Here is a 22,854-nt window from a genome sequence, read left to right as displayed (position 1 = left end):
CAATATTATAAATAATAAATACTTCATAAAAACAAAAAAACAGAAATTAAAAATTAATTCCTGTTCTAAATTTATAAATAATATTAATTATTAATCCTCCTTTTTACAAAAGTTCCATAAAGCTTTAATAAGAGGCCAAAAAACTAACAGACATAAAGCAAAAGCCATTAGATGCTTCATATTTTTTATCTACTTGTTTTTCAATAATATAATTAAAGACAACTAAAGCTCCTGCAATATAAACAGAATCCCATGAAATAAATAGACTTATAAATAGGAGCCCTAACATAAAATAAGGGTCAAATAAGGATGAAATTTGACTTAATTGCGAAACTGATGCCAACCAAAGGAAATCAACCCATAAAATAAAACAACATAAAACATAGTAATTACAAAGAAATTAAAAAATACAAAAGCAAATTTATGAATTAATTTTTGGTCGTTTTGTTTTTTTAAACTTTTTATAATAAAGTAAAATAGTAATTGCAAAATTACTCATCAAAATAAAAATAAACGAAAGCAACATAGTTAGGCATAAATGTTTATGTATTAGTAATTTATTAGTCAAATCGAATGTATGTGATATATTCAAAAGAACATATAAATAACCCATAAACATCCCTAAAAATATCCCCAAAGCAATAAGACAAACAGGAGCTGTTAATCGTGCTATACTTAAAGAAAAACAAGTAAATACAAAAGCAATAATACTTATAATAGCAGGCAGATACAAATATTTAAAAATAATTGTTTTTTTATTTCACCTAAATTTGGGCAAAAAGCTAATTCATGCCATACAACTGCATAAGAAAGTGCCAAAAATAAAAGCATTAAACTAATCCATAATAAAGTTTTTTGAATAACTCTTTTATGGTTTACTCTACGATAAACCGCAACCGAACTTAATTTTTTATTATCTTTAATTTTTTCTTTAAGATTATCTAATAAAAACATGTTATTTCACCTCTTTATTAAATTGAATTATCAAATTAAATTTGTTAAAGTTCTAAAGCCTCTAACTTAAATATAATAAAAGACTTTATGCCTTTATTATAACTCAAATATTTAATGAGTAGTTAATTTAATATGATAAATATTAATAAAATAGCAAATAACAAAACTATTTATCTACTATTAGTTATAATATAACATAAAAACTATATTACAATTCAACATTTATATTAAAAAATATTAATTTATTATTCATCATAATACAATTAAAATTAACTATGTAAAACTCTAAAAACTTAAACATTAAATTGCTACATAACAAAAAAACCAACTTTTAAGTTGGTCTCTTTATTATTTTATTATTTACTATTAATATTGTATTATTTGTATTAATATTTATTTACTTATATTATTACTTATATTAACTACGATATTGCAAATCTAATAATTTTTGATATAATCTTTTTTCTTCTAAACTTAATTGGTTAGGAGTTTTAATATGAACAACAACATACTGATCACCTTTACGATAAGAAGAATTAAGATGTGCAACTCCTTTATTTTTCATTCTTAATTTATTGCCTGATTGAATCCCTGCAGGAATTTTTAAAGCTACTTCACCATAAATAGTAGGAATCAAAATATTAGTTCCTAAAACAGCTTCTGGAAAAGTAATAAAGATTTCTAAAATAATATCATATTCACGTCTTACAAAAGATTCATGAGGACGCACTTTAAAAGTAATATATAGATCTCCTGCTTTTTGATTATTACTTAAAGGAATAAAATTTCCTTTCCCAGGAACTTGCAAAGACATTCCTTCTTGAATCCCTGCAGGAATATTAAAGGTAGCTGATTGCTTAACTTTTTGACGTTTTTGTCCGTGACAAGCATAACATTTATTTTTAATTTCTTGTCCTTTACCACTACAATTAGGACAAACTTGACGAGAACGAATATTACCTAAAAAAGTTCTTTGCTCAGTAATAATTTGTCCAGTTCCGCCACAACGTTTACAAGTAATAACATCTTGATTGGAAACTGCTCCTTTACCATGACAAACTCTACAATCAGCTTCTACAGTAATTTCAATAGTTTTGTTAGCTCCTAAAACAGCATCCATAAAACTTATAGTCATTTCTACTTTTTTATCATAAGAAGTTTTTTTAGTTTGTTGATTACCAAAAATATCTCCAAAGGAACTAAAAAAAGAATCTCCAAAAGAATCAAAACCATCAAAACCACCGCCACCAAAACCAGAAAAACCGTTATCAGAAGCATCACCAAAACGATCATAATTACTTTTTTTAGAAGCATCTCCTAAAACACTATAAGCTTCTTGAATTTCTTTAAATTTGCTCTCGGCGTTAGCTTCTTTGGAAATATCAGGATGATATTTTTTAGCAAGACTACGATAAGCTTTTTTGATGTCCTCAGGACTTGCGTCTTTATCTAGACCCAAAATATGATAATAATCTTTTTTTGTCATTTTAGCTAACTTCTCCTAATAATAAAACTAAGGGGGGGTTTCTTTGATTTCATTATTCTTTATAGTTTGTTTTTTGTGGTTGTTTTTGTATTTGTATATTTTTTTGTATATTTTTTGTTTGTTTTTATGGTTGTTTTTGTTTAGTTTTGTTTTTATTATTGATTATTTTTGTTCTTCAAAATCAGCGTCTACTACTTCGTCTTGAGGTTTTTCATTTTTAGCAGTAGTGTTTTCTTGCGTACCTTTTTCTTGTGCTTGTTTTTCTTGAGCTTTTTGGTAAGCTTTCATTGCAATTTCTTGAGATTCTTTAGTAAGGTTTGCAGTTTTTTCTTTAATTAAAGCAGTATCGTCTCCTTTTAGAGCTTCTTCTAATTCTTTAATTTGAGTCTCAACTTTGTCTTTTTCTTCTGGTTTAACGTCAGCTTTTAGATCTTCTAAAGATTTTTTAGTGTGGAAAATCATATTTTCTGCTTCATTACGCGCATCAATACTTTCTTTTTTAACACGATCTACCTCAGCATTTTCTTCAGCTTCTCTAATCATTCTTTGAATTTCTTCTTCTTTAAGGGCACCACTTCCTGAAATAGTAATTTTTTGTTCTTTGTTAGTACCTAAATCTTTGGCTTTAACTGATACAATTCCGTTTGCATCAAGGTCAAAAGTAACTTCAATTTGAGGAATTCCGCGCGGTGCTGGTGGAATATCTGTTAATTGGAATCTTCCCAAAGTTTTATTATCAGCTGCTAAAGGGCGTTCTCCTTGTAAAACATGAATATCTACTGCTGGTTGATTATCTGCAGCAGTTGAAAAAACTTGTTTTTTGGAAGTTGGAATGGTAGTGTTTCTTTCAATTAATTTAGTAAAGACATTACCCAAAGTCTCAATTCCTAAAGAAAGCGGAGTTACGTCTAACAGTAAAATATCTTTAACGTCTCCTGATAGAATTCCTCCTTGAATAGCAGCTCCAATAGCAACTACTTCATCAGGATTAATACTCTTATTAGGAGTTTTTTTCAATTCATTTTTAACTAAATCTTGTACTGCAGGAATACGAGTAGAACCACCCACTAAAAGCACTTGATCAATTTTTTCAATATCTAATTTGGCATCACTTAAAGCACGTTTTACAGGAGCCAAACAACGATCAATTAAATCTTTAGTAAGTTCATTGAATTTAGCACGAGTCATATTGTATTCTAAATGAAGTGGACCTGCTTCACTCATTGTTAAGAAAGGCAAAGAAATTTGTGAAGAAGTAACACCACTTAATTCTTTTTTAGCTTTTTCAGCAGCATCTTTTAATCTTTGCATTGCCATTTTATCTTTGGAAAGATCAACACTATTTTCTTTTTTGAATTCTTGCACTAAGAAATCTACTATACGTAAGTCAAAATCATCGCCTCCCAAAGCATTGTCTCCAGAAGTAGAAAGCACTTCAAAAGTACCATCAACCAAAGTTAGAATAGAAACATCAAAAGTTCCTCCTCCTAAGTCAAACACTAAAATGGTCTGTTCTTTATCACCTTTGTCAACGCCATAAGAAAGAGCAGCTGCAGTTGGTTCATTAATAATACGTTTAACATTTAAGCCTGCAATTTTACCTGCATCTTTGGTAGCTTGTCTTTGAGCGTCATTAAAATAAGCAGGAACAGTAATTACTGCCTCACTTACTTGAGCTCCTAAATAATCTTCAGCAGTTTTTTTCAAATTTGCCAAAATCATTGCACTAATTTCTTGCGGAGTGTATTTTTTACCACCCACATTAACAGTATAATTAGCTTCTCCCATGTGTCTTTTGATAGAACTAATAGTATTAGGATTAGTAATTACTTGACGTTTGGCAATTTCTCCTACCATAATTTCATCACCTTTAAAAGAAACTACAGACGGAGTTGTTCTTCCACCTTCAGCATTAGGAATAACTTTTGCCTCGCCACCTTCCATTACAGCAACACAAGAGTTAGTTGTTCCTAAATCAATACCTATAATTTTATTCGTTTTTGTCATTTTTATCACTCCATTCATTTACTTTAACCAATGTTGGTCTTAAAATTCTTTTTTTATATAAATAACCTTTTTGTAAAACTGCTAAATTAGTTTTATCAGGTTTTTTAGGGTCGCACACTGTTTCTAAAGCATGGTGCAAAGCGGGATCAAAAGGCTTATTAAGAGCCTCAATTTCTTCTACTCCTTCATCTTGCAACACTTTTTTTATTTGTTGTTGTAACAACTTAAATCCTAATAAATATTTTTGCAACAATTCATTTTGTGTAGGCATATCAATGACTTTTTCTAATTGTTCCAAGGGCATTAATAAATTGGTAATAAAATTACTTGATGCATATTTTAATTCATTTGCTTTTTGAGTTTGGGCTCTTTTCTTAAAGTTAATCAATTCTGCTTGATTTTTTAACAACTCTTCATCAAAGGCTTTTTTTTGTTGGGTAAGTTGTTGTTGTAATTCTTTAATTTGAGTTTGTAATTTAGTAATTTGCAGATGACTGTTTTCTTTTGATTGATGTTTTTGTTGTTTGGTATTTGTTTGTTTAGTTTGATTTGATTTATTTGATTGATTTTTAACAGTTTCATCTTCCTTTTGGTTGTCTTTATTTGTTGTTTTAGTTTCTTCTTTTTGACAATTTTTGCATTCTTTACAATCTTTATGCAATTCTTTTGCTTGTGTTTCTAAATTATCTAAGTTATCTTGGTCTTTTTCTAAAAACATCTTAAAACCTCTTTTCTTGATATAATTATGTTTTTATTACGTTACTTACAAGTATTTTGGCAGCCTGTTTAGTTATTTTTTTAATAAATTATAAATTATTTCATTATTACTTATTAATTATTATTTGTTATTTGTTGTAATTGTAATTATTGCTTATATTTTATCTTACAATTATTTATTGTATTATTTATTCTTTTATTTGTTATTCTTGATCGTTTAATTTAGATAAATGAACTGCCAAATATTCCAAAATAGGAATAACTTTAGGATATTTCATCCACGAAGGTCCTACAACTGCAATTCTTCCTTTCTCATTAGGATTTACATCAAAAGGAATAGAAAGAATCATACAATCTTTTAAAGGGGTAAGTTGCAAGCCATCAGAAAATTTAAAAGACAAACTATCTTGATTTAACATAATTTTTAATAATTCTTTACGCTCTAAAAGACCCATAAATTTTTTAATAATTTCAGGATTACTTAATTCAGGTTTTTCAAGCATTTTAGAAACCCCCGAAAAATAAAGATTCTCTGAGGCAAAACTACTAAAAGCTTCCATAAACAAAGCAATTAATTGTTCTTGAAAACAAATATATTTAGCAATAGTTTGTTTAAAAAAATCACTTTGAATAATATTGGCTGCTTCTGATAAAAACTTATCTGTCAACAAATCATTTGCTACTTGCACTACATCTTTAAGGTCATAAATGCTAATTTCTTTTGTTTGATCCAAAGAAATATTTTGATGTTGTACATTTCCTTTATCAGTAATAATCAAAATAACAGCTTGAGTACTATTTAAAGGAATAAAATCAATTTTAGTAATTTTACTATTATTAAAAATATCAGAACCAATTGCCATAGCAGTATAATTAGTTAAATTATTTAACAAATTAAGAGCTTCTTTAATTACTTGTCCTTTACAAAAACGCTTTTTTTGAATCACTTTGTCAATGCTTTCAAACATACAAGCAACATCATGATCACGTGTTAATAAATGGTTTAGATAGTAAGTATAGCCCTTAAAAGAAGGCACTCTACCACTAGAAGTATGATTTTTTTGTAAAAACCCTTCTTTTTCCAATTGCACCATATCATAACGAATAGTAGCACTTGCAAATTTAAGATAAGGCAAATGGGTAAGCAGTTTAGAACCTACAGGTTGTCCTTTTTGTGAATAGTTTTCCACTACAGCCTTTAAGATTAATTTTTTTCTATCTGAAAGCATATTCATCACCTCTTGGCACTCACATTAACGATTGCCAATAATATTGTATTACTTTTTTTGTTGAATGTCAACCCTATATTTTCATTTTGTTATATTTTTATTAATTTTATATTAATAATTATGTATTTTGTATTAATTTTAATGTGATTATAAATAATTAATAATAATAATATAAAAAAGAAAAAAACATCCTTAAATGGGGGTAAGTTTTAGTTTTATTTAATCAAAAAACTAAACCTGATGACACACCAACATCCCCCAAAACCCACACAATCTTACAAACCTGATTACAGTAATAACGAAGGAATTTATACAGGAAGTCAAATCAACCAAAATCCTTACTTACCTTCTCAAACATTTACACCCACATCACAACCACAAACAACAAACGAAAAGAAATACGAATACGAAGGAGAACTTTATGATTTAGAAATGGTCCTTAACTTTAAAACCACTATTGAAGCAAGTATTAAAACCACCCAATATTCAATTAAAAATTATCAAACTGAAAAAGAAAAAAACACCCAAATAAAACCACAACAACAAAGAGATGAAAAAACAACACATTTAAAAGAACATAAAACCAAACTAACAAACACAAAAAAGCAAACCAAACCTAACCCCCGAACAAAAAATGGCAATTGAATTACAACTTGCCGAATCCAAAATTGAAATTGAAAGTTTAGAGCGCGAAATTGGTATATTAGATGGGCAAATTAAATCAGTTGAAATGTTTGAAACACAATTTAATAGAACAATAGATCGTCTCCAAAATCCCTTTCCGACTACCAAAACAAACTATCCAAAATAAACGAACTACTCAAAAACTAAAACATACCCAAAATATTTTACCCTCCCAACATATTTTAGGCATAAAACCCACCCCCCAACCAACCAATATACCTAAAATATAAAAGAAAGGAGGTATAACAATGAATTTAAACACAATCCCCCATACCAAACTAACAAAAAATTACTTAAAAAATATTAAGATTATCTTAAATGATAGTCTTTTTTTGTTTATATAATGACTTTTTACATAATAATAGTTATAATATAAATGTGGGGAAACACTTGTCCCTTCAATATATAAAAGAAAATAAATAATTTGGAAATAAATAATTTGAAAATAAATATTAAAGTTTTATTATTCTTAGTAATTATAAGTATATTGTTATTAGGTTTAATTCTATATCCACATATACAACAAGAAATAACATTAGAAATAAACCAAGAAGAACCCAAAAAACTCAATTTACAACTATCCAAAGAAAAAGAACTAAAATATCATCCTCAAATAAATTCTAATATTTTAATAAAGACAACAAGAAACAATTATGACTTAATAAAAAATGAAATACTCCATGATTTATTAACTAAAACTTGGAAAGATTGTAAAAGCAAATATAGTAATCATCCTACAACTCCACTTTTTGAAAAACAAGGATTAGGCTCTATTTATAATAGTTATTTAAATATCCAAAAAAATCAAAAACACACAATAGATAAAATCCATTATACTCAACAATTTCAAGAAAAAATGTTAGAAATACACACCAAAGAACTAAATTTTATACTAAATTTACAATTATCAGACATTTATTTAATTACTGACAAACCCATATTTTAAAACATTAACTCATCTTTTTACAACCCGAAAAACTTTATAATATAAAAAAACTTTTAAAATAATAAATTATTAAAATAATAAAAAAATGATAAAATAAAATTAAGAACCAAAATTAACACAATAGCACTTTTTAAAATAGAAAGCAAACTAAATGACCCGCAACAAAAAATATATACTTATTACAACTATCTTTTTAATTTTAATTGGAATTACAATTTTTTATTTCTTTGTAACACCTCAATTATTCACTTCTGATGCGATGTTATTAAAAACCTCATCACAAAATAACAACAAAACTGAAATAAATAATAAAATAGAAGTCTCACAAGAAAATTTTAACAAAAGACTAAAATATATTACCAATAATGAACTTAAAGAACTACCACAAATTCTACCTATAAAAGAAAAAGAAAAAGAACTACGCAAACAATACCAACAACAACAAATGTCTTTCATGTCTAAAGACGAAAAAAAATCATACGAAAATATTTTAAAAATAAATAGCAAAATTGATGACATATCATTGAGCACAAAAAAAATAAATAAAGATGTAAAAGTTTTAGAAAGACAATACGAAGCAGCAAACGAACAAGAAAAACAAAAAATAAAAGATAAAACTAATCGTATTGGTGATACATTACAACAATTAAGTCAACAAAACAAACAATTAGAAAAAGATCAAACTTTAGCAATTACAAGGCATAACGATTTATTTCAAAATTTACAAACTAAAAATAAATTTAGTCAAATAGACATCCAACCTTACCAAAATGCTTTAAAAGAAATATACAATATTAAAAATTAATCCAAATCAATAAGACTCTCAATAAATGAGAGTCTTTTTTTTTATTATATAATTGAAATCACCTCCTTTAATATGGCAAAAAGTATCTTTTTTTTCACTTTTTTAACTGTTTTTGAGCGATTTTTACGCAAAAAAAAGAGTAAAATAAAGGTAAGAAGGTAAATTTATAATGAAAGGTAACTAAAAAATGAAAAAAACTAAATAAAAAAATATTACTATTACAATATCCATAATTACTTTTTTATCTATTTTAATAATTATTTGGACATATTTGGACGCAAAACACAAAATAAAAATCAAAGAAGAAAATCAAAAATTAGAAAATAAAAATGAACTTGCATTTAATTCTTTTTTTTGAAAAACCTCCAAATATAAAAGAACAAATTATAAATTTCGAAATGCCGAAACAAAATCCATCCCAATTAAAAAAATATAATATTAATAAAATAACTGTTGCCCTTTATTTAATTTATCCAGATTTATAAAACAATATCATAAGAGAGTATTGTTTTTTTGAAGGAATGAATCCCACTCAAAAAGATATTAATGGAAAAATAAATTTCTTTGAAAAAAAGATTTTGAAACATTAAGTAAAATTTTGCCATCATATTATATCATTTGGACTGAAGGTAAAAATAATTTATATAATTTAGAATAAAAAAATGCAAAACCTAAAGAAAAATATGGTTGTCAAATTTCTAAAGCTGACTATTCATTAATACAAACTAGCAAACCAGATGCCACTGATGAATTATTAAATACAAATTGTAACAATAATGATAATTACTATAATGAAAAATATTCTTTTATAAACACAGTCAATAATATTGATATAAAAAAATATTGAAAAATAGCAATATATATTCTAAAACACCTTATATACGCTTTATAACTAAAAATTTAGAAATTAATTTTGATTGGTTAAGATTAATTTGTGAAACATTTAAAGATGAACTTCAATTTACTTCCCAAACTCAAGAAAAAACATTACAATCCCAAGAAAATGCAATCAAAGCTCAAGAAAAAATAAAACAAAAGCAAGAAGGGCACCAATGGTACACCGAAAGAACAAAAGAATTTATAACAAGAGCCAAAGATAGACTTACTAGGGCACAAAATAATAATATGCCCATTTTTGATATAGATTTAAAATGCTACGAATAAAAAGTTCCTTATTTAAATTTTAAATACAACCAAAATGATTTTATTAATTTTATGAAAAAATTAAATATCCCTAAAGAGGATAAAAAATATGATATCCGAACTTTTATTATCTATAATTTAACAAATAATATTGTAGACCCTGAAAATAAATATGTCATATAAGAATAAATTTCAATATATTTTAAAAAAATAAATTTATGAATCAAAAAAAATATGAAAGGTTATTTTATACTATATGAATTTTTCTAAACAACAAATTAAAATTATATTATTTATTTTAATATTATCTTTATTAACTGGTTTTGCTTTTTATTTTACATACAAACATTTAAATAAAGACTTAAATAAAAATGAAACCCAAAACCAAAAAACACCCCAAACAACAAAATATAAAGAACTTAGCAAACCACATCAAAAAATAAAAAATATTATTTCTAAAATTAATATTTTTATTTCTGAAAACGATCCCCAAATAAAAGAAGCAAAAACACAAAACACAAATCCAAGAATACAATCTGAAGAATCAAATTACCCAAATCAAGTAGAAATTAATTTAATTAATAAACTTAAAGATTTATTTGAAAGTTTATCACTTTCTTTAACAGATGCATAAAATCCTTTTGAAATAACAGAAACCCTAAAATCAAATACTCAATTTTTTAATCCTGGATTTTATAAAAAATAAACAAATTACAGAAGACTTAAAAGCTGAAATGCCTTCCACTTGGGAAACAATTTATACCAATAACATTGATTGTGCAAACTTATTCCACAAAGAAGAACAAATAAAATTAATTAATGATTTAATTAATTTGAAACATTTAGAATTAACAATACACCACCCCAAAAAATAATAGAAAAAGAACAAGATAATAATGATGAAGTTAAAAAAGGAGCACAAAACATTAAAGAATTATTTGACTCATTGTTAACAAATCAAAGTTTACATTATAATGTTTTCTTGTCAAACCTTTATAAAAGTATTAACGCAATTAAAGATTGTAATGAATTCAAAGATGTTTGCTCAAATTTGCCTATCAAAAGAGAAGCTCAATTCGCATTCAATAAAAACACAATAAAATTAAAATTCCAACTTTTATTAGATAAAATAAATAGTTTTTTGCAAAATAATAAAAAAGAAATTATATTAATTCCTGAGCCAATCAACCCAAATCAAACACAAAATGCAATGAGCAAAGAGCAATTTATAAATTTAATCAAAGGAAAATTAAATAATTTAGAATCAATTTTTAATCCTTATTATATAGTTCCTGAAGCTTTACCTTCAAATAATATTTTAGATATATTTGCAACTTTTAAAGAAACATATAATGGTTTTAATAGTGGATTCCATATAGACAATTGTAATGAACAAGAATCTATAAACACTTTAGAAAATATGTTAATGAATTTTAAAAAAATAAAAAATTATCAAAACCCTTCTAATAAATTAGAAACTAATTTTTTTCAATCTTATTTCAAACTTTTAATGATATAGACCAAATCAAAAAAACATAATCAAGGATAAATAATAATATGAACATTTTGAAAAAATTTAATACTAAAAAAACATTACTTATAGTAATTATGTTTTGTAGCATTTGGTTTATATTTCTTTTATTATCAATTGCTCCTGTTTTTTTAAGTGATGTTGTTTTTAAAAGTTCAGGAACTAAGATAAGTCATAATACTATAGATGAATACATTGATGAAGAAATACAAAATTTAAAAAGCTATAAAATGGTGCAAGAAGCATTAACCAAACTTAAAACCAAAAAACAAATTAATTTTTCTGAAAAAGAAAATTTATTGCAAATCATTGAAAATAGCGATATATCGCAAGAAGATAAAAAAAATCTTCAAACTGCTTTAGATTCAAATATAAGCTTTTCTGTAAATCCACAATCCAATGAATTATCAAAAGCAAATTTAATTATTTTAGAAAAAATAACAGATAAAAATACAAAAAAATAAAAAACAATGAAATTAGTAAAATTAATTTTATCAAAAAAGAAAATGATTTTATTCATTCAGAACCTATTTATAAAATAGAAATTATAAAACAAAATGACACTTATTATTTAATTACAGATGACCGTTTTTTTAACAAAAAGAAAGATTTTTTAGAAGAAAACAAAATTAAAATCCCTTTTGAATACTACAAAAAACTAATTTATTAAGGGTTTTATTTGGTCCTATAGTATATCTACATTCTATGATTTTTATATTTTATATTATTCATGGACTACGTAGAAATTCTGGAAAATTAAAATCTAAGTCTAAAATTTCTTCTTCACAAAAATCTTTATTTAGTTTTAAAGATGTTGCAGGAAATGAAGAAGAAAAAGAAGAAATGAAAGAATTGATTGATTTTTTAAAACAACCCCAAAAATATGCTGTTATGGGAGTTTGCATTCCTAAAGGAGTATTATTATCGGGTCCTCTTGGTACTGGCAAAGCCTTACTTGCAAAAGCTCTTGCAGGAGAAGCAGGAGTACCATTTTATGCAGTATCTGGTTCTGAATTTGTAGAAAGATATGTAGGAATTGGGCTTCTCGTGTAAGAGAATTATTTAAAGAAGCTAAATATAATGCTCCTTGTGTTTTATTTATTGATGAAATAGATGTTTTAGGAGGCAAAAGGGGTCATGATTCTAGAGGAGGGCAAGAAAAAGATCAAACTCTCAACCAATTATTAAATGAGATGGATGGGTTTACTAAATCACAAGGTATTATTGTGGTGGCTGCAACTAATAGAGCTGATATGCTAGATTCTACCTTACTTCGTCCAGGAAGATTTGAAAGACAATTTATTGTAGGTCTTCATGATGTAAAAGCAAGAAAAGCAATTTTACAAGTTCACGCCAGAAATAAAAAAATTGATGTTAACATTGATTTTACTTCTATTGCTAAACAAACTCCAGGCATGTCAGGAGCACAACTTGGAGCTGTTCTAAATGAGGCTTCAATTTTGTCTGTAAGAAATAAAAAAAATGTAATTACTTTAGAAGAATTAGAAGAAGCAATTGACCGGTTTTGATGGGTCCTGCCAAAAAATCAATCAAATACAACGAAGAAGAACGAAAAATGGTAGCTTATCATGAAGCAGGACATGCCGTTATTGGATTAAAACTTAAATACGCACAAAAGGTACAAAAAATAACTATTATTCCTCGAGGCTCTTCTGGTGGCTATAATTTAATAATGCCAGAAAAAGAAACTTTTTTTACTTCTGATAAAAAAATGCTAGCTCAAATTAAATCTTATTTGGGCGGACGTGTAGCTGAAGAAATAATTTTTAATGAAGTTTCTAATGGGGCTTATGATGATTTTAGACAAGTAACAAAAATAGCTCGTTTAATGGTTACTAAATATAGTATTAGTAGTTTAGGAGTGAGCCAGGATTCTGAGTTTTCCTATAAAACAGCAATAGATTTAGAAATCAAAAAAATTATTGCAAAATGTTATACTAAAGCAAAAGAAATTATTTCACAAAATAAAGACTTATTAGATCAAATTACTAATTTATCATTAGAACAAGAAACAATCACTAAAGAAGAAATAGATAAACTTTTATAATCAAATATACTAAATAAGACTCTCAATAAATGAGAGTCTTATTTTTATTTATTACCTCCAATATTTCAACAAATACATAATAAAAGCAACAAAAGAACACTTTTAATTCCAACATAGTTGTTTTTTTATTAATTTACAAGTATAATAAAGTATAATATTAAAGATGCAGTAAAAAATTATTAAATGTTACAAATCAAAAAACTATTATAAATTAGTGTAACTTTTTACTTTTGAACAATTATTTAACTTTATTTCACAAATAAAATTATTACTCCAACCATAATTGTTATAAAAGCAAAATACCAAAATACTTTTTATTGGGGTCTTAACTAAAAATATTAAGTCTTACAACTTTTTTTACTTAAAGTAAAAATGACAGCAAATAAACAGTTGATAGTTTTTAAAATGATTCTTTTTTTTCAAGATTATTAATTATTTAGCAACTCCAAACAATAACTTGAAATTATAAAGGGTTTAAAAATATCTTATAAAAAGGGTTTAGTGTTTTTGTGCACTTAGCAAACATTTTATATTTATATCTGTATAATTTAATTTTTAAATTAAAAAGAAAGATGAGGAATTTATGAATACTTTATTCGAACAATTACCTATTTTAGAGCAAACTAAAAAAGCTTTAAAAGAACTCAATTTTATTGATGCTACTCCAATTCAGGCCTTAGTAATTCCAGAAATTATAAAAGGACATGACGTAATTGGACAAGCTCAAACAGGAACAGGAAAAACTTTTGCTTTTGGTATTCCCATTATCGAAAAAATTGAACCAAAAATCCAAAAAACTCAAAGTTTAATTTTATGCCCTACTAGAGAATTAACTCTCCAAGTATACGAAGAATTAAAAAAATTACTAAGATTTTATCAAGAAATAAGAATCGCTGTTGTTTATGGTGGTGAATCTTACACCAAACAATTTAGAGCCCTAGAAGCTAAACCTCATTTAATTATTGCTACTCCTGGACGTGCAATTGACCATCTAGAAAGAGGTAAAATCGACCTCTCAGCACTAAAAATTCTAACTCTTGACGAAGCAGATGAAATGTTAAAAATGGGATTCCAAGAAGCCTTAGAAACAATCTTAAAAAAGATTCCAGAAGAAAGACAAACTGTTTTATTCTCAGCAACTCTACCTCCATTTATTAAAAAAATAGCAAGCAAATACCAAAAAGACACTAAAATCCTACAAGTTCCTGTTAAAAACATTGCAGTTAATGCAATCGAACAAAATTACTTTTTAGTAAAAGAAGTTGACAAAGCTAAATTATTAGTACGTTTACTAGACTTAAAAAAAGATTATTCAGCTATCTTATTTGCAAACACTAAAAAAGATGTTGACGAAATTACAACCTACCTTCAAGACAAAGGCTTTTTAGCTGATGCAGTTCACGGCGATTTAAAACAAAATCAAAGACAATATGTAATGAATAATTTCCGTAAAGGCAAAATCAAAATCTTAATTGCAACTGATGTAGCTGCAAGAGGACTTGACATTTCTGACATCAAAATGGTAATTAATTATGACTTACCACACGAAGACGAAGTTTATGTTCACCGTATCGGAAGAACTGGAAGAGCTGGCAAAAAAGGTTTAGCTTACAGTTTAATTAGCCCAAGAAAAGTAAGCCAACTTAAAAAATTAGAATACTACTTAAAAGAAAAAATTACTTTACTAGATATTCCTTCTGTTCAAAGCATAAAATTACAAAATGCCAAAGATTTAGAAAAAAAGCTATTAAACATCATTGAAAAAAACAACAAAGACGCTACTCCAAATCCATTAGCACAAAAGTTATTAGAAACTTTTTCTTCTGAACAAATTATCCAAGGATTATTGAAAAACTTTTTACCAAAAGAAAGAAATTACACTGACATCCTTCCTCCAAAAATGACTACTAACAATTCTTTTACCAGATCACGTTTTGGTGGCGAATCTAGATTTGGTTCTTATAGTTCTAACAACTCTTACGGCAATAACTCTTACCAAAGAGCAAATAGCAACTTTATAGAAGTAGTTATTAATTTAGGCAAAAAAGACAATATTAATCCTCCAATATTATTAAAATTATTAAAAGACCATTTCCAAATTTATGGCAAAAATATTGGCAATATCAAACACTTAACTCACGAAACTATTTTTGAAGTAGCAAGTCGTTTTTGGAATCAAATGAAAAGCAAAACTAATATTCGTTTCCAAAACAAAACTTTAATTCTTAACAAAAAAGATTAAAAACTAATAAATTAACAAAATAATAATTTAATAATAACAAAAAAGCTAGCTTCAACAAGCTAGCTTTTTCTTATATTTGCATAATTTAAAATAAAAATAAAAAATCAATTAATTTCAATTAATAATTTAGATTAATTGCTAATATTATATCTTTTTTTAATTTCAGCAACCAAATGATTATAAATTTTAGGATTATTAGTTAAATATTTTTTAACATTTTCTGTTCCTTGACCAATTTTTTCATCTTTAAAACTATACCAAGAACCACTTTTTTAAATCAAATTAAGGTTAGTTGTTAAATCAATTACTTCTATCATTTTAGCAATACCTTTACCATAAATAATATCAATAGTAGCAGTTTTAAGAGGAGATGAAAGTTTGGATTTAACTACTTTTACTTTGGAACGAATCCCTATAACTTGGTACCCTTGTTTAAGGGTTTCTGCTCTTTTAATGTCTAAACGCAAAGAAGCAAAAAATTTTAAGGCTTTACCACCTGGAGTTACTTCAGGATTACCAAAAACCATCCCTGTTTTTTCTCTAAGTTGATTAATATAGATAAAAACTGTATCAGTTTTATTAATGATTCCTGACTGTTTACGCATGGCTTGCCCCATCATTCGTGCTTGCAAACCCATAGCCATATTAACCATATTGCCTACTAATTCTGCCTCAGGAACTAATGCTACTACAGAATCAACTACCAAAAGACTAATTTTGCCACTTGCAATTAATCTACAAGCAATATCTAAAGTTTTTTCACCTGAATCAGGTTGTGAGATTAAAAGTTTATCAAGATTTACTCCAATAGGCCTTTGCATAACCTGGGTCTAAGGCATGTTCTGTATCAATAAAAGCAACATTACCTCCCTTTTTTTGAGCCTCTGAAATGGCATGCAAAGTTAAAGTAGTTTTGCCTGAACTTTCAGGACCATAAATTTCAATAATTCTTCCTTTAGCATAAACAACAATTTCTAAGGCAATATCCAACGACAAAGAACCAGTAGAAATAGATTCAATTCCTTTATGAGTTTTGGAGTTGAATTGCATAATGCTACCTTTACCAAACTTTTTTTCAATATCCTTAATAGTGTCTTATAAATCGTTTTTGTTTTGTGTATTTTGCATAAATAATTTTCCTTTGGTTTTTTATTTTAGTTTTGATGAAATATAATTTTTAAATATTGTAAGTAAAATAATAAAGATAAAAGAGTAAGATGAAAATAATTATTAAAGATAAATGTAAAAATTTAGAAACATATATAAAAGACAGATTTTAAAATATAATAAAAACAACAGTAACAAAATAAAGATATCACTGAACCCCAAAAACTAGACAATAAATGTTTTAAAAAAATAGGGTACAGTGAGGATCAAAAAAATGAATTACTCAGGAGCAAAATTTTTACGAATAATTTTATAATTTTTAAAAAAATAATCAAAACCAGAAAAAATAGTTAAAACAACTGAAACAAGCAGGCAAATATCACCTATATTACTTAGATATCCAAACCATTTTTTTAAATTTGCATCACAAGCAAAAGTAGAAGAAGTATACAACCCAAAAAAAAGGCAAATGATGGCAACGAATGTAAAAACGGTTTTGGCTTTGCCCCAAAAAGATGCACTAATAACAACTCCTTCTTTATTAGAAGCTACCAATCTTATTCCTGTTACTAAAAATTCTCTAATCACTATAATCATAATAACAGCAGTAAAAAATTTTTTAGGCATTTGAGTATCTGCAAATAAAAAAGTTCCTTGCGTAGCAGACAAACGACATTGACAAATATAAAAAAGTGTGATAATAACTAATAATTTATCGGCAATAGGATCAAAAAACTTACCAAAAACAGTTTGTTGTTGATATTTTTTAGCTATATAACCATCCAAATAATCAGTAATAGCAGCCACTATAAAGATAATTTGAAAAGTCAAAACATTAGCAAATTCAGGCTCACTTTCACTTACACACATCAAAGGCAAAAGCACAAACACTAAAACAATCCTAAAAACAGTAATTAAATTAGCCAACAAAGGAAACATACATTACTCCTGTAGTAATTTTGTAAAAAAACTCATATTTTTGTTTAATTAAATATGGTTGAAAAAGACAAATCATTTATTTGAATATCAAAAAATAAAAATAGTAAATGTTTAAGGAAAAAAAATAAGATTTTCAAAAACTCTTATATACTATTATTATAACATTATTGATAAATGTTTTTAGTAAGTGTTTTTATATACATTAACATAATTGTTATTATTTTGAGTAATTATTACAATTAAAAGATACATTACAAAAACTCTACATTTATCTACATTTAAAAAGTAAATTAAATTTGTTCTACATTTATAAATAAATTTTGTATAAAGAAAACATATTTAACTTAATTTTTAAATATTTATAATACAAATAAATTAGCAAAATGTTTTATATAGTTTTTTGTGTTTAAAAATCTCACGGCACCCAACTATTAGCATAAACAAATCGAAGGGCACCGCAATAGTTAAAAATGTTTTATAATTTTGATATAAATATGTTAGCTATTTTGCATTGCAATAATTTCAATCAAATCAACTAATAATAAAATACTAAAATAATATTAAATAATCATAAATACTTATGATAAATATTTTTCATATTTATATATATAAAATATAATTAATATAACAAAGGATAAGAAATACTAGCTACTACTACTACTAAAGCTCCACCAATACGAGTAGCTATTTGAGCAAAAGGCATTAATCCCATCAAATCAGAAGCTGATAAAATAGCAACATTACCAGCACCTCCAATACTATTGGTACAAAGCCCTGCAGTAATTGATGATTCTACTGGATAATAACCTAACTTTTTGCCTAAATACCCTGCTACTAAAGCAACTGATAATACACACATTATACATGTAAAGACAAATTTAACATTTAATTGTTTTAACATAACTTCCATTGGAATACTAGAACCTAAAATTACTAAAAAAGCAGATGTAAAATTAGTAGTAACAAATTTAGAAGCTTGATTAATACAATTATTATAATAATCAGATACTACATTAAATAATTTCATCAAAACAACTACAAACACTAAAAAAACAATATATTCTGGTAGGTATTTTTTAATATTTGGTAATAATAAAATTAAGGATTCCTTTATTAAAACACTAAATAAATATAAAGTAAAAATAGCAATTAAACCTGTAGTTACTTGAGGATAACTTAATTTTTCAGGAACTGATTTAGAAGTATTTTTATCTGGATTTTTTGGAGTTTCTTTAACTTCCAATTTACCATAACCACTATATTTAGTAGTTTTCAAAAATTTCTTAATAATCCCAGAAGCAAAAATACTAAAGATTCCTCCTACTAATAAAGCAGGAGTCATATGAGACATAAAAGGTTCTTGCCAATCTAGATTCTGCCCAGCATAAGCATTTTTTAAAGGAGTAACTCCAGATGACATACCACCACTTGCTAAAGGAGCAAAAATATAAAAGACAGCATCTAAAAAGCCCCCTTTAGAAGTTTGAGAGGCATTTTCTAAACCTCCAATAGGATTTAATAAAGCCCCCAAAGTTCCTACAACTAAAGCACCAGTAAGCAAAGATACTAATATTAAAGGAATAAATTTTTTAAAAGAACTTTTTAATAACTTTTTATCCATACTTAAAAAACTACCAATAATCAAAGCAGAAACGAAAAAATTAGCAAAACCAATAGCTTTATAAGTATATTGAGTTTCTTTTATTATTATAGACTCAGCATTTAAATGTTTCATAATACTTTGCATAAACTTTTGCATTTGAAAAAAGATAGAATCATCTTTAAAAAAAGGATAAGTAAACAAAATAGAAGGTACTAAAATACATAAAATAGAACCACCTCCAATATCTTTTAAGAGGGGAGTTTTAGCACCTATTTTTTGTAAAACAGCAGCTAAAAGCATAGCTATTAATAAAGGGGTAATTAATGGATGAAATGCAGGATTAAATTTCTTAGTAGTTTGAAAACTTACAAATCCCAAAACAAAAACTTGCACAAAAACTACTAAACTCATCAAACAAAAAAGAGGTACACTAAACCCTAAAATAGTTTTTTGAGGAACAAAAATACTATTAACTTTTTTAGAGTCTTTATTATCTTTATTATTATTTTCTTTATTATCTGGGGAACTTTGTTCCTGTTCTATACTCATTTTCTTACTACTCCAGTTTCTTTAGCTACTTTACAAACTGCCAAAGCAATTTGTTTAACTACTTCTTTATTAAAGGCAGTTGGTAAAATATTATTTTCATTTAAATCTTGTTCTTTAATGATGTTTTTTAGAGCATAAATAGCAGCTTTTTTCATCTCTTCGGTAATTTTAGTTGCTTTAGCATCTAATGCCCCACGGAAAACACCTGGAAAAGCAAGACAATTATTTACTTGATTAGGAAAATCAGATCTCCCAGTAGCAACAATTCTAGCCCCACCTTTTTTAGCTTCATCTGGCATAATTTCTGGTACTGGATTAGCTAGAGCAAAAACAATTGCATCTTTTGCCATAGTAGATACCATTTCAGCTGTAACAATACCAGGAGCAGATACACCAACAAAAATATCTTTTCCTTTAAGTACTTCTTTCAAAGTTCCTTTTTCTTGGTATTTATTAGTTACTTCAACTAATTTTTTTTGCGGCTCATTAAGATTGGCTACTCCTTTATATAAAGCTCCTGTTTTATCAACTAAAACAATATTGTTAACTTTTAATAACAACAACATTTTAGCAATTGCCATCCCTGCAGAACCTGCTCCATTAATAACTACTTGAACATCTTCAATAGATTTTTTAACTACTTTTAAAGCATTTAGAATTCCTGCAGCAACTACAATAGCAGTACCATGTTGATCATCATGAAAAACAGGAATATCAAGTTTAGCTTCAAGAGCATCTTCAACTTCAATACATTGAGGCGACTTAATATCTTCTAAATTAATTGCTCCAAAAACAGTTGAAATTTTAGAAACAATATTTACTATTTCTTGAGAATCAGTAGAATCAATACAAATAGGAAAAGAATCAATCCCTGCTAATTCCTTAAACAAAATAGCTTTTCCTTCCATTACTGGCAAAGAAGCTTTCGGACCAATATTACCCAATCCTAAAACTGCAGTCCCATTTGTAACAACACCTACCATATTACCTTTCATAGTATAACGATAAACATCACTAGGATTTTCCTTAATTTTTAAACAAGGCTCTGCTACTCCTGGAGTATAAGCTAATGCTAAATCATCTAAGTTTTGTACTTTTACTTTACTTACAATACCTACTTTACCTTTATTTTTTTCATGTATTTCTAATGCTTTTTCTTTGATGTTCATTTAACTGAAAATCTCCTTTTATATTTCTTTATGTATTTTATATATATTTATATTTGAAGGGTGATTTGATCTTGAAATTATTACCAAAAATAATCATCCGTCTATATTTTATACCTTATTTAATAAAATAATTAATATTTTTTTTACTTTTTTAACATTTATTTAAATATTTAAATTTAATACATTAAAAAAATAACAAAAAAATCAATAATTACATTATTTTTTAACGTTTTTTACTCAAAAAAAAATAGTAAAAAAAGGTAAGGGAGATTTTTTTGTGCCCTATTAAACCCAAAGGAGACAAAAATGTATCAAAATAAAAAACAACCTAATTATACTTTATGGACTATTTTATTACTTATTTTTATTTCTACTGGAGTTGTTTGTGTAGTTGTTGCAGTAGCATTTAAAAACACAAAAGAGCCCCAAGAAGAACAAATACAAACCGCAACCTCTTACAAAACCTAACTATACCCCCAATAAAGGAACTTACACAGAAAATAAAGAAGAAGCTGCCAACTCCCCCAACAAAGCACCCATCAATACCAAAAATTCTACAACATCATGCAAGAAGCAGCAGATTTTTATTCCCATCAATTAAAACACAACAAGCAAGTCCTCAATTATTTAGAAAAAAGAGGATTTGACAATGACATAATAAAACATTTTAAATTAGGTTATGCTCCTCAAAGCTTCCCATTTATCACGTTATTTAATGGAAGGTACCAAATTTGACCCTGATGACCTCAAAACATTAAGTCTCATCAATCAAGACGACAAAACCGCACTTTTTGTAAAAGATATGAAAGATTTGATCCAATCCACCCTTTCCGACAACAAAGAACTCCTTGCACAAAAAGAACAAGAACTAGCAAACTACCCCAATCAACCTTAAAACAATAAAGACCTCTATAATAAAATAGAGGTCTTTTCTTATTATAATATTAACTTATATATTATAATTAATTACTAAATATTTGTTTATCATTTTCAACAATAACAAATTTTTTATTCATCAAATCAGCATCTAAAACAGCAACATTATTACCTAATTTATCTTTACGCAATATTTTAATTTTAGATGCAGAAGCACTACATTCTATTTGATAATGATATTAATTAAATAACTATTTAATCTTTAAAATGATAAAATTGATTGCTGATTGATTGGATTCATTACTTAAATATAGATGACAATTATAAAGAATATAATTAATGTTGTAATTGCAAAAAAAATATTAAATATGGGGCGATTCTTTTTGTTTTGGTTCTAGATTTTGGAATGTAAATATAAATTTAAATTATAGACTTTTGGTCAATAACTATCTTTATGTTTAATTAATAAAAATAAATGAGTGATTAGGCACCAACAACAAAGGAAAACTAACTACTGCCATCAAAGATGCAATAGCTAGGGCAAAAACAAAACCCAAAAAGAAAGGTCTGTCATGATAAATGCAAGGATTAAAATACAAATTATAAATATATACAAACAAATATGAGCTTATAAGGACAAATGTTAAAAAGGCACACAAAGAAAAACATGTATTGCTTTTATTGGCTGTATACCTCACATTTGCTAATCTATTCAAAAAACTATCTTTAGGATTTAACATGTGTGTGTGTTTAATTAAAATGTTTCTATTTTGATACTCTATATTATTAAACCTAACAT

Annotated in this window: 25 protein-coding genes and 2 pseudogenes; 16 read left to right on the top strand and 11 right to left on the bottom strand. The window is 26.4% G+C overall.

The features are described 5' to 3' along the window. Positions 1 to 124: 124 nt before the first annotated feature. The 6 genes from EXT02_RS02905 to hrcA form a co-directional block, all read right to left on the bottom strand. Positions 125 to 289: a hypothetical protein gene (locus EXT02_RS02905; protein ID WP_165383233.1), complete on the bottom strand. Its 165-nt coding sequence runs from the start codon at positions 287 to 289 to the stop codon at positions 125 to 127. 422 nt (positions 290 to 711) lie between these two features. Beyond that, entirely contained in the window at positions 712 to 954 is a 243-nt protein-coding gene (locus EXT02_RS00420; RefSeq protein ID WP_130427366.1) for a hypothetical protein, read from the bottom strand. A 418-nt stretch (positions 955 to 1,372) separates the two neighbouring features. Further along, positions 1,373 to 2,440 carry a molecular chaperone DnaJ gene (gene dnaJ, locus EXT02_RS00415; protein ID WP_130427364.1) on the bottom strand — a complete coding sequence of 356 codons (1,068 nt, stop codon included), beginning with the start codon at positions 2,438 to 2,440 and terminating at the stop codon, positions 1,373 to 1,375. A gap of 162 nt (positions 2,441 to 2,602) precedes the next feature. Then, a complete protein-coding gene (dnaK, locus tag EXT02_RS00410) occupies positions 2,603 to 4,447 on the bottom strand; it encodes a molecular chaperone DnaK (protein ID WP_130427362.1) in 1,845 nt (614 codons plus the stop codon). Further along, positions 4,431 to 5,165 (bottom strand): nucleotide exchange factor GrpE, encoded by a 735-nt coding sequence (locus EXT02_RS00405; RefSeq protein ID WP_130427360.1) that lies wholly within the window; start codon positions 5,163 to 5,165, stop codon positions 4,431 to 4,433. The genes dnaK and EXT02_RS00405 overlap by 17 nt, the downstream gene beginning before the upstream one ends. Before the next feature lie 202 nt (positions 5,166 to 5,367). Then, entirely contained in the window at positions 5,368 to 6,402 is a 1,035-nt protein-coding gene (hrcA, locus tag EXT02_RS00400; RefSeq protein ID WP_130427358.1) for a heat-inducible transcriptional repressor HrcA, read from the bottom strand. 231 nt (positions 6,403 to 6,633) lie between these two features. Here hrcA and EXT02_RS00395 point away from each other — a divergent pair, with 231 nt between their 5' ends. The 13 genes and pseudogenes from EXT02_RS00395 to EXT02_RS00355 all read left to right on the top strand — a co-directional run bounded on the left by EXT02_RS00395 (position 6,634) and on the right by EXT02_RS00355 (position 15,812). Further along, positions 6,634 to 7,038, top strand: a complete 405-nt coding sequence (locus tag EXT02_RS00395) for a hypothetical protein (protein WP_130427356.1) — start codon at positions 6,634 to 6,636, stop codon at positions 7,036 to 7,038. Further along, on the top strand, positions 7,028 to 7,204 hold the full coding sequence (locus tag EXT02_RS02900; RefSeq protein ID WP_165383232.1) for a hypothetical protein: 177 nt from the start codon (positions 7,028 to 7,030) through the stop codon (positions 7,202 to 7,204). Before EXT02_RS00395 ends, EXT02_RS02900 begins: the two co-directional genes overlap by 11 nt. A 312-nt stretch (positions 7,205 to 7,516) precedes the next feature. Then, positions 7,517 to 8,023: a hypothetical protein gene (locus tag EXT02_RS00390; RefSeq protein ID WP_130427354.1), complete on the top strand. Its 507-nt coding sequence runs from the start codon at positions 7,517 to 7,519 to the stop codon at positions 8,021 to 8,023. Between the two features lie 151 nt (positions 8,024 to 8,174). Beyond that, positions 8,175 to 8,828, top strand: coding sequence for a hypothetical protein (locus tag EXT02_RS00385; protein WP_130427352.1), 654 nt, complete (start codon positions 8,175 to 8,177; stop codon positions 8,826 to 8,828). Positions 8,829 to 9,671: 843 nt separating this feature from the next. Then, on the top strand, positions 9,672 to 9,992 hold the full coding sequence (locus tag EXT02_RS00380; RefSeq protein WP_130427350.1) for a hypothetical protein: 321 nt from the start codon (positions 9,672 to 9,674) through the stop codon (positions 9,990 to 9,992). Positions 9,993 to 10,227: 235 nt separating this feature from the next. After that, positions 10,228 to 10,605, top strand: coding sequence for a hypothetical protein (locus EXT02_RS00375; RefSeq protein WP_130427348.1), 378 nt, complete (start codon positions 10,228 to 10,230; stop codon positions 10,603 to 10,605). 100 nt (positions 10,606 to 10,705) lie between these two features. Next, entirely contained in the window at positions 10,706 to 10,846 is a 141-nt protein-coding gene (locus EXT02_RS02895; protein ID WP_165383231.1) for a hypothetical protein, read from the top strand. 107 nt (positions 10,847 to 10,953) lie between these two features. Continuing rightward, positions 10,954 to 11,490, top strand: a complete 537-nt coding sequence (locus EXT02_RS00370; protein ID WP_130427346.1) for a hypothetical protein — start codon at positions 10,954 to 10,956, stop codon at positions 11,488 to 11,490. 38 nt (positions 11,491 to 11,528) lie between these two features. After that, entirely contained in the window at positions 11,529 to 11,966 is a 438-nt protein-coding gene (locus tag EXT02_RS00365) for a hypothetical protein (RefSeq protein WP_130427344.1), read from the top strand. Positions 11,967 to 12,207: 241 nt separating this feature from the next. Next, positions 12,208 to 12,752, top strand: a pseudogene (locus tag EXT02_RS03195) (AAA family ATPase); the annotation flags it as partial. Between the two features lie 3 nt (positions 12,753 to 12,755). Further along, positions 12,756 to 13,031, top strand: a complete 276-nt coding sequence (locus EXT02_RS03190; protein WP_425304922.1) for a hypothetical protein — start codon at positions 12,756 to 12,758, stop codon at positions 13,029 to 13,031. Beyond that, positions 13,031 to 13,570: a hypothetical protein gene (locus EXT02_RS03025; RefSeq protein ID WP_240682821.1), complete on the top strand. Its 540-nt coding sequence runs from the start codon at positions 13,031 to 13,033 to the stop codon at positions 13,568 to 13,570. The genes EXT02_RS03190 and EXT02_RS03025 overlap by 1 nt, the downstream gene beginning before the upstream one ends. 583 nt (positions 13,571 to 14,153) lie before the next feature. Next, positions 14,154 to 15,812 carry a DEAD/DEAH box helicase gene (locus EXT02_RS00355; RefSeq protein WP_069028044.1) on the top strand — a complete coding sequence of 553 codons (1,659 nt, stop codon included), beginning with the start codon at positions 14,154 to 14,156 and terminating at the stop codon, positions 15,810 to 15,812. 131 nt (positions 15,813 to 15,943) lie between these two features. Here the strand turns inward: EXT02_RS00355 and recA are convergent. The 4 genes and pseudogenes from recA to EXT02_RS00335 form a co-directional block, all read right to left on the bottom strand. Further along, positions 15,944 to 16,901, bottom strand: a pseudogene (recA, locus tag EXT02_RS03185) (recombinase RecA). 297 nt (positions 16,902 to 17,198) lie between these two features. Then, entirely contained in the window at positions 17,199 to 17,858 is a 660-nt protein-coding gene (gene pgsA / locus EXT02_RS00345; RefSeq protein ID WP_130427342.1) for a CDP-diacylglycerol--glycerol-3-phosphate 3-phosphatidyltransferase, read from the bottom strand. A 619-nt stretch (positions 17,859 to 18,477) separates the two neighbouring features. After that, a complete protein-coding gene (locus tag EXT02_RS00340) occupies positions 18,478 to 20,010 on the bottom strand; it encodes a 2-hydroxycarboxylate transporter family protein (protein WP_205737035.1) in 1,533 nt (510 codons plus the stop codon). After that, the gene (locus EXT02_RS00335; protein ID WP_130427340.1) at positions 20,007 to 21,179 is read right to left on the bottom strand and encodes an NAD(P)-dependent malic enzyme; all 1,173 of its coding nucleotides are present in this window, start codon (positions 21,177 to 21,179) and stop codon (positions 20,007 to 20,009) included. The genes EXT02_RS00340 and EXT02_RS00335 overlap by 4 nt, the downstream gene beginning before the upstream one ends. A 306-nt stretch (positions 21,180 to 21,485) precedes the next feature. On the opposite strand from EXT02_RS00335, the gene EXT02_RS02890 reads away from it, so the two are divergent. The 3 genes from EXT02_RS02890 to EXT02_RS03015 all read left to right on the top strand — a co-directional run bounded on the left by EXT02_RS02890 (position 21,486) and on the right by EXT02_RS03015 (position 22,074). Then, positions 21,486 to 21,647, top strand: a complete 162-nt coding sequence (locus EXT02_RS02890; protein WP_165383230.1) for a hypothetical protein — start codon at positions 21,486 to 21,488, stop codon at positions 21,645 to 21,647. A 96-nt stretch (positions 21,648 to 21,743) separates the two neighbouring features. After that, a complete protein-coding gene (locus tag EXT02_RS03020; protein WP_240682820.1) occupies positions 21,744 to 21,914 on the top strand; it encodes a hypothetical protein in 171 nt (56 codons plus the stop codon). Beyond that, a complete protein-coding gene (locus EXT02_RS03015) occupies positions 21,859 to 22,074 on the top strand; it encodes a hypothetical protein (protein ID WP_240682819.1) in 216 nt (71 codons plus the stop codon). Before EXT02_RS03020 ends, EXT02_RS03015 begins: the two co-directional genes overlap by 56 nt. A 439-nt stretch (positions 22,075 to 22,513) precedes the next feature. On the opposite strand, the gene EXT02_RS00320 is transcribed toward EXT02_RS03015, so the two are convergent. Beyond that, a complete protein-coding gene (locus EXT02_RS00320; RefSeq protein WP_165383229.1) occupies positions 22,514 to 22,795 on the bottom strand; it encodes a hypothetical protein in 282 nt (93 codons plus the stop codon). Between the last annotated feature and the right edge of the window lie 59 nt (positions 22,796 to 22,854).

This window comes from 'Catharanthus roseus' aster yellows phytoplasma, assembly GCF_004214875.1.
Lineage (GTDB): Bacteria > Bacillota_I > Bacilli_A > Acholeplasmatales > Acholeplasmataceae > Phytoplasma > Phytoplasma asteris.
The sequence above is the reverse complement of the archived record's forward strand: the minus strand, read 5'-3'. Positions and strand labels throughout refer to the sequence as shown.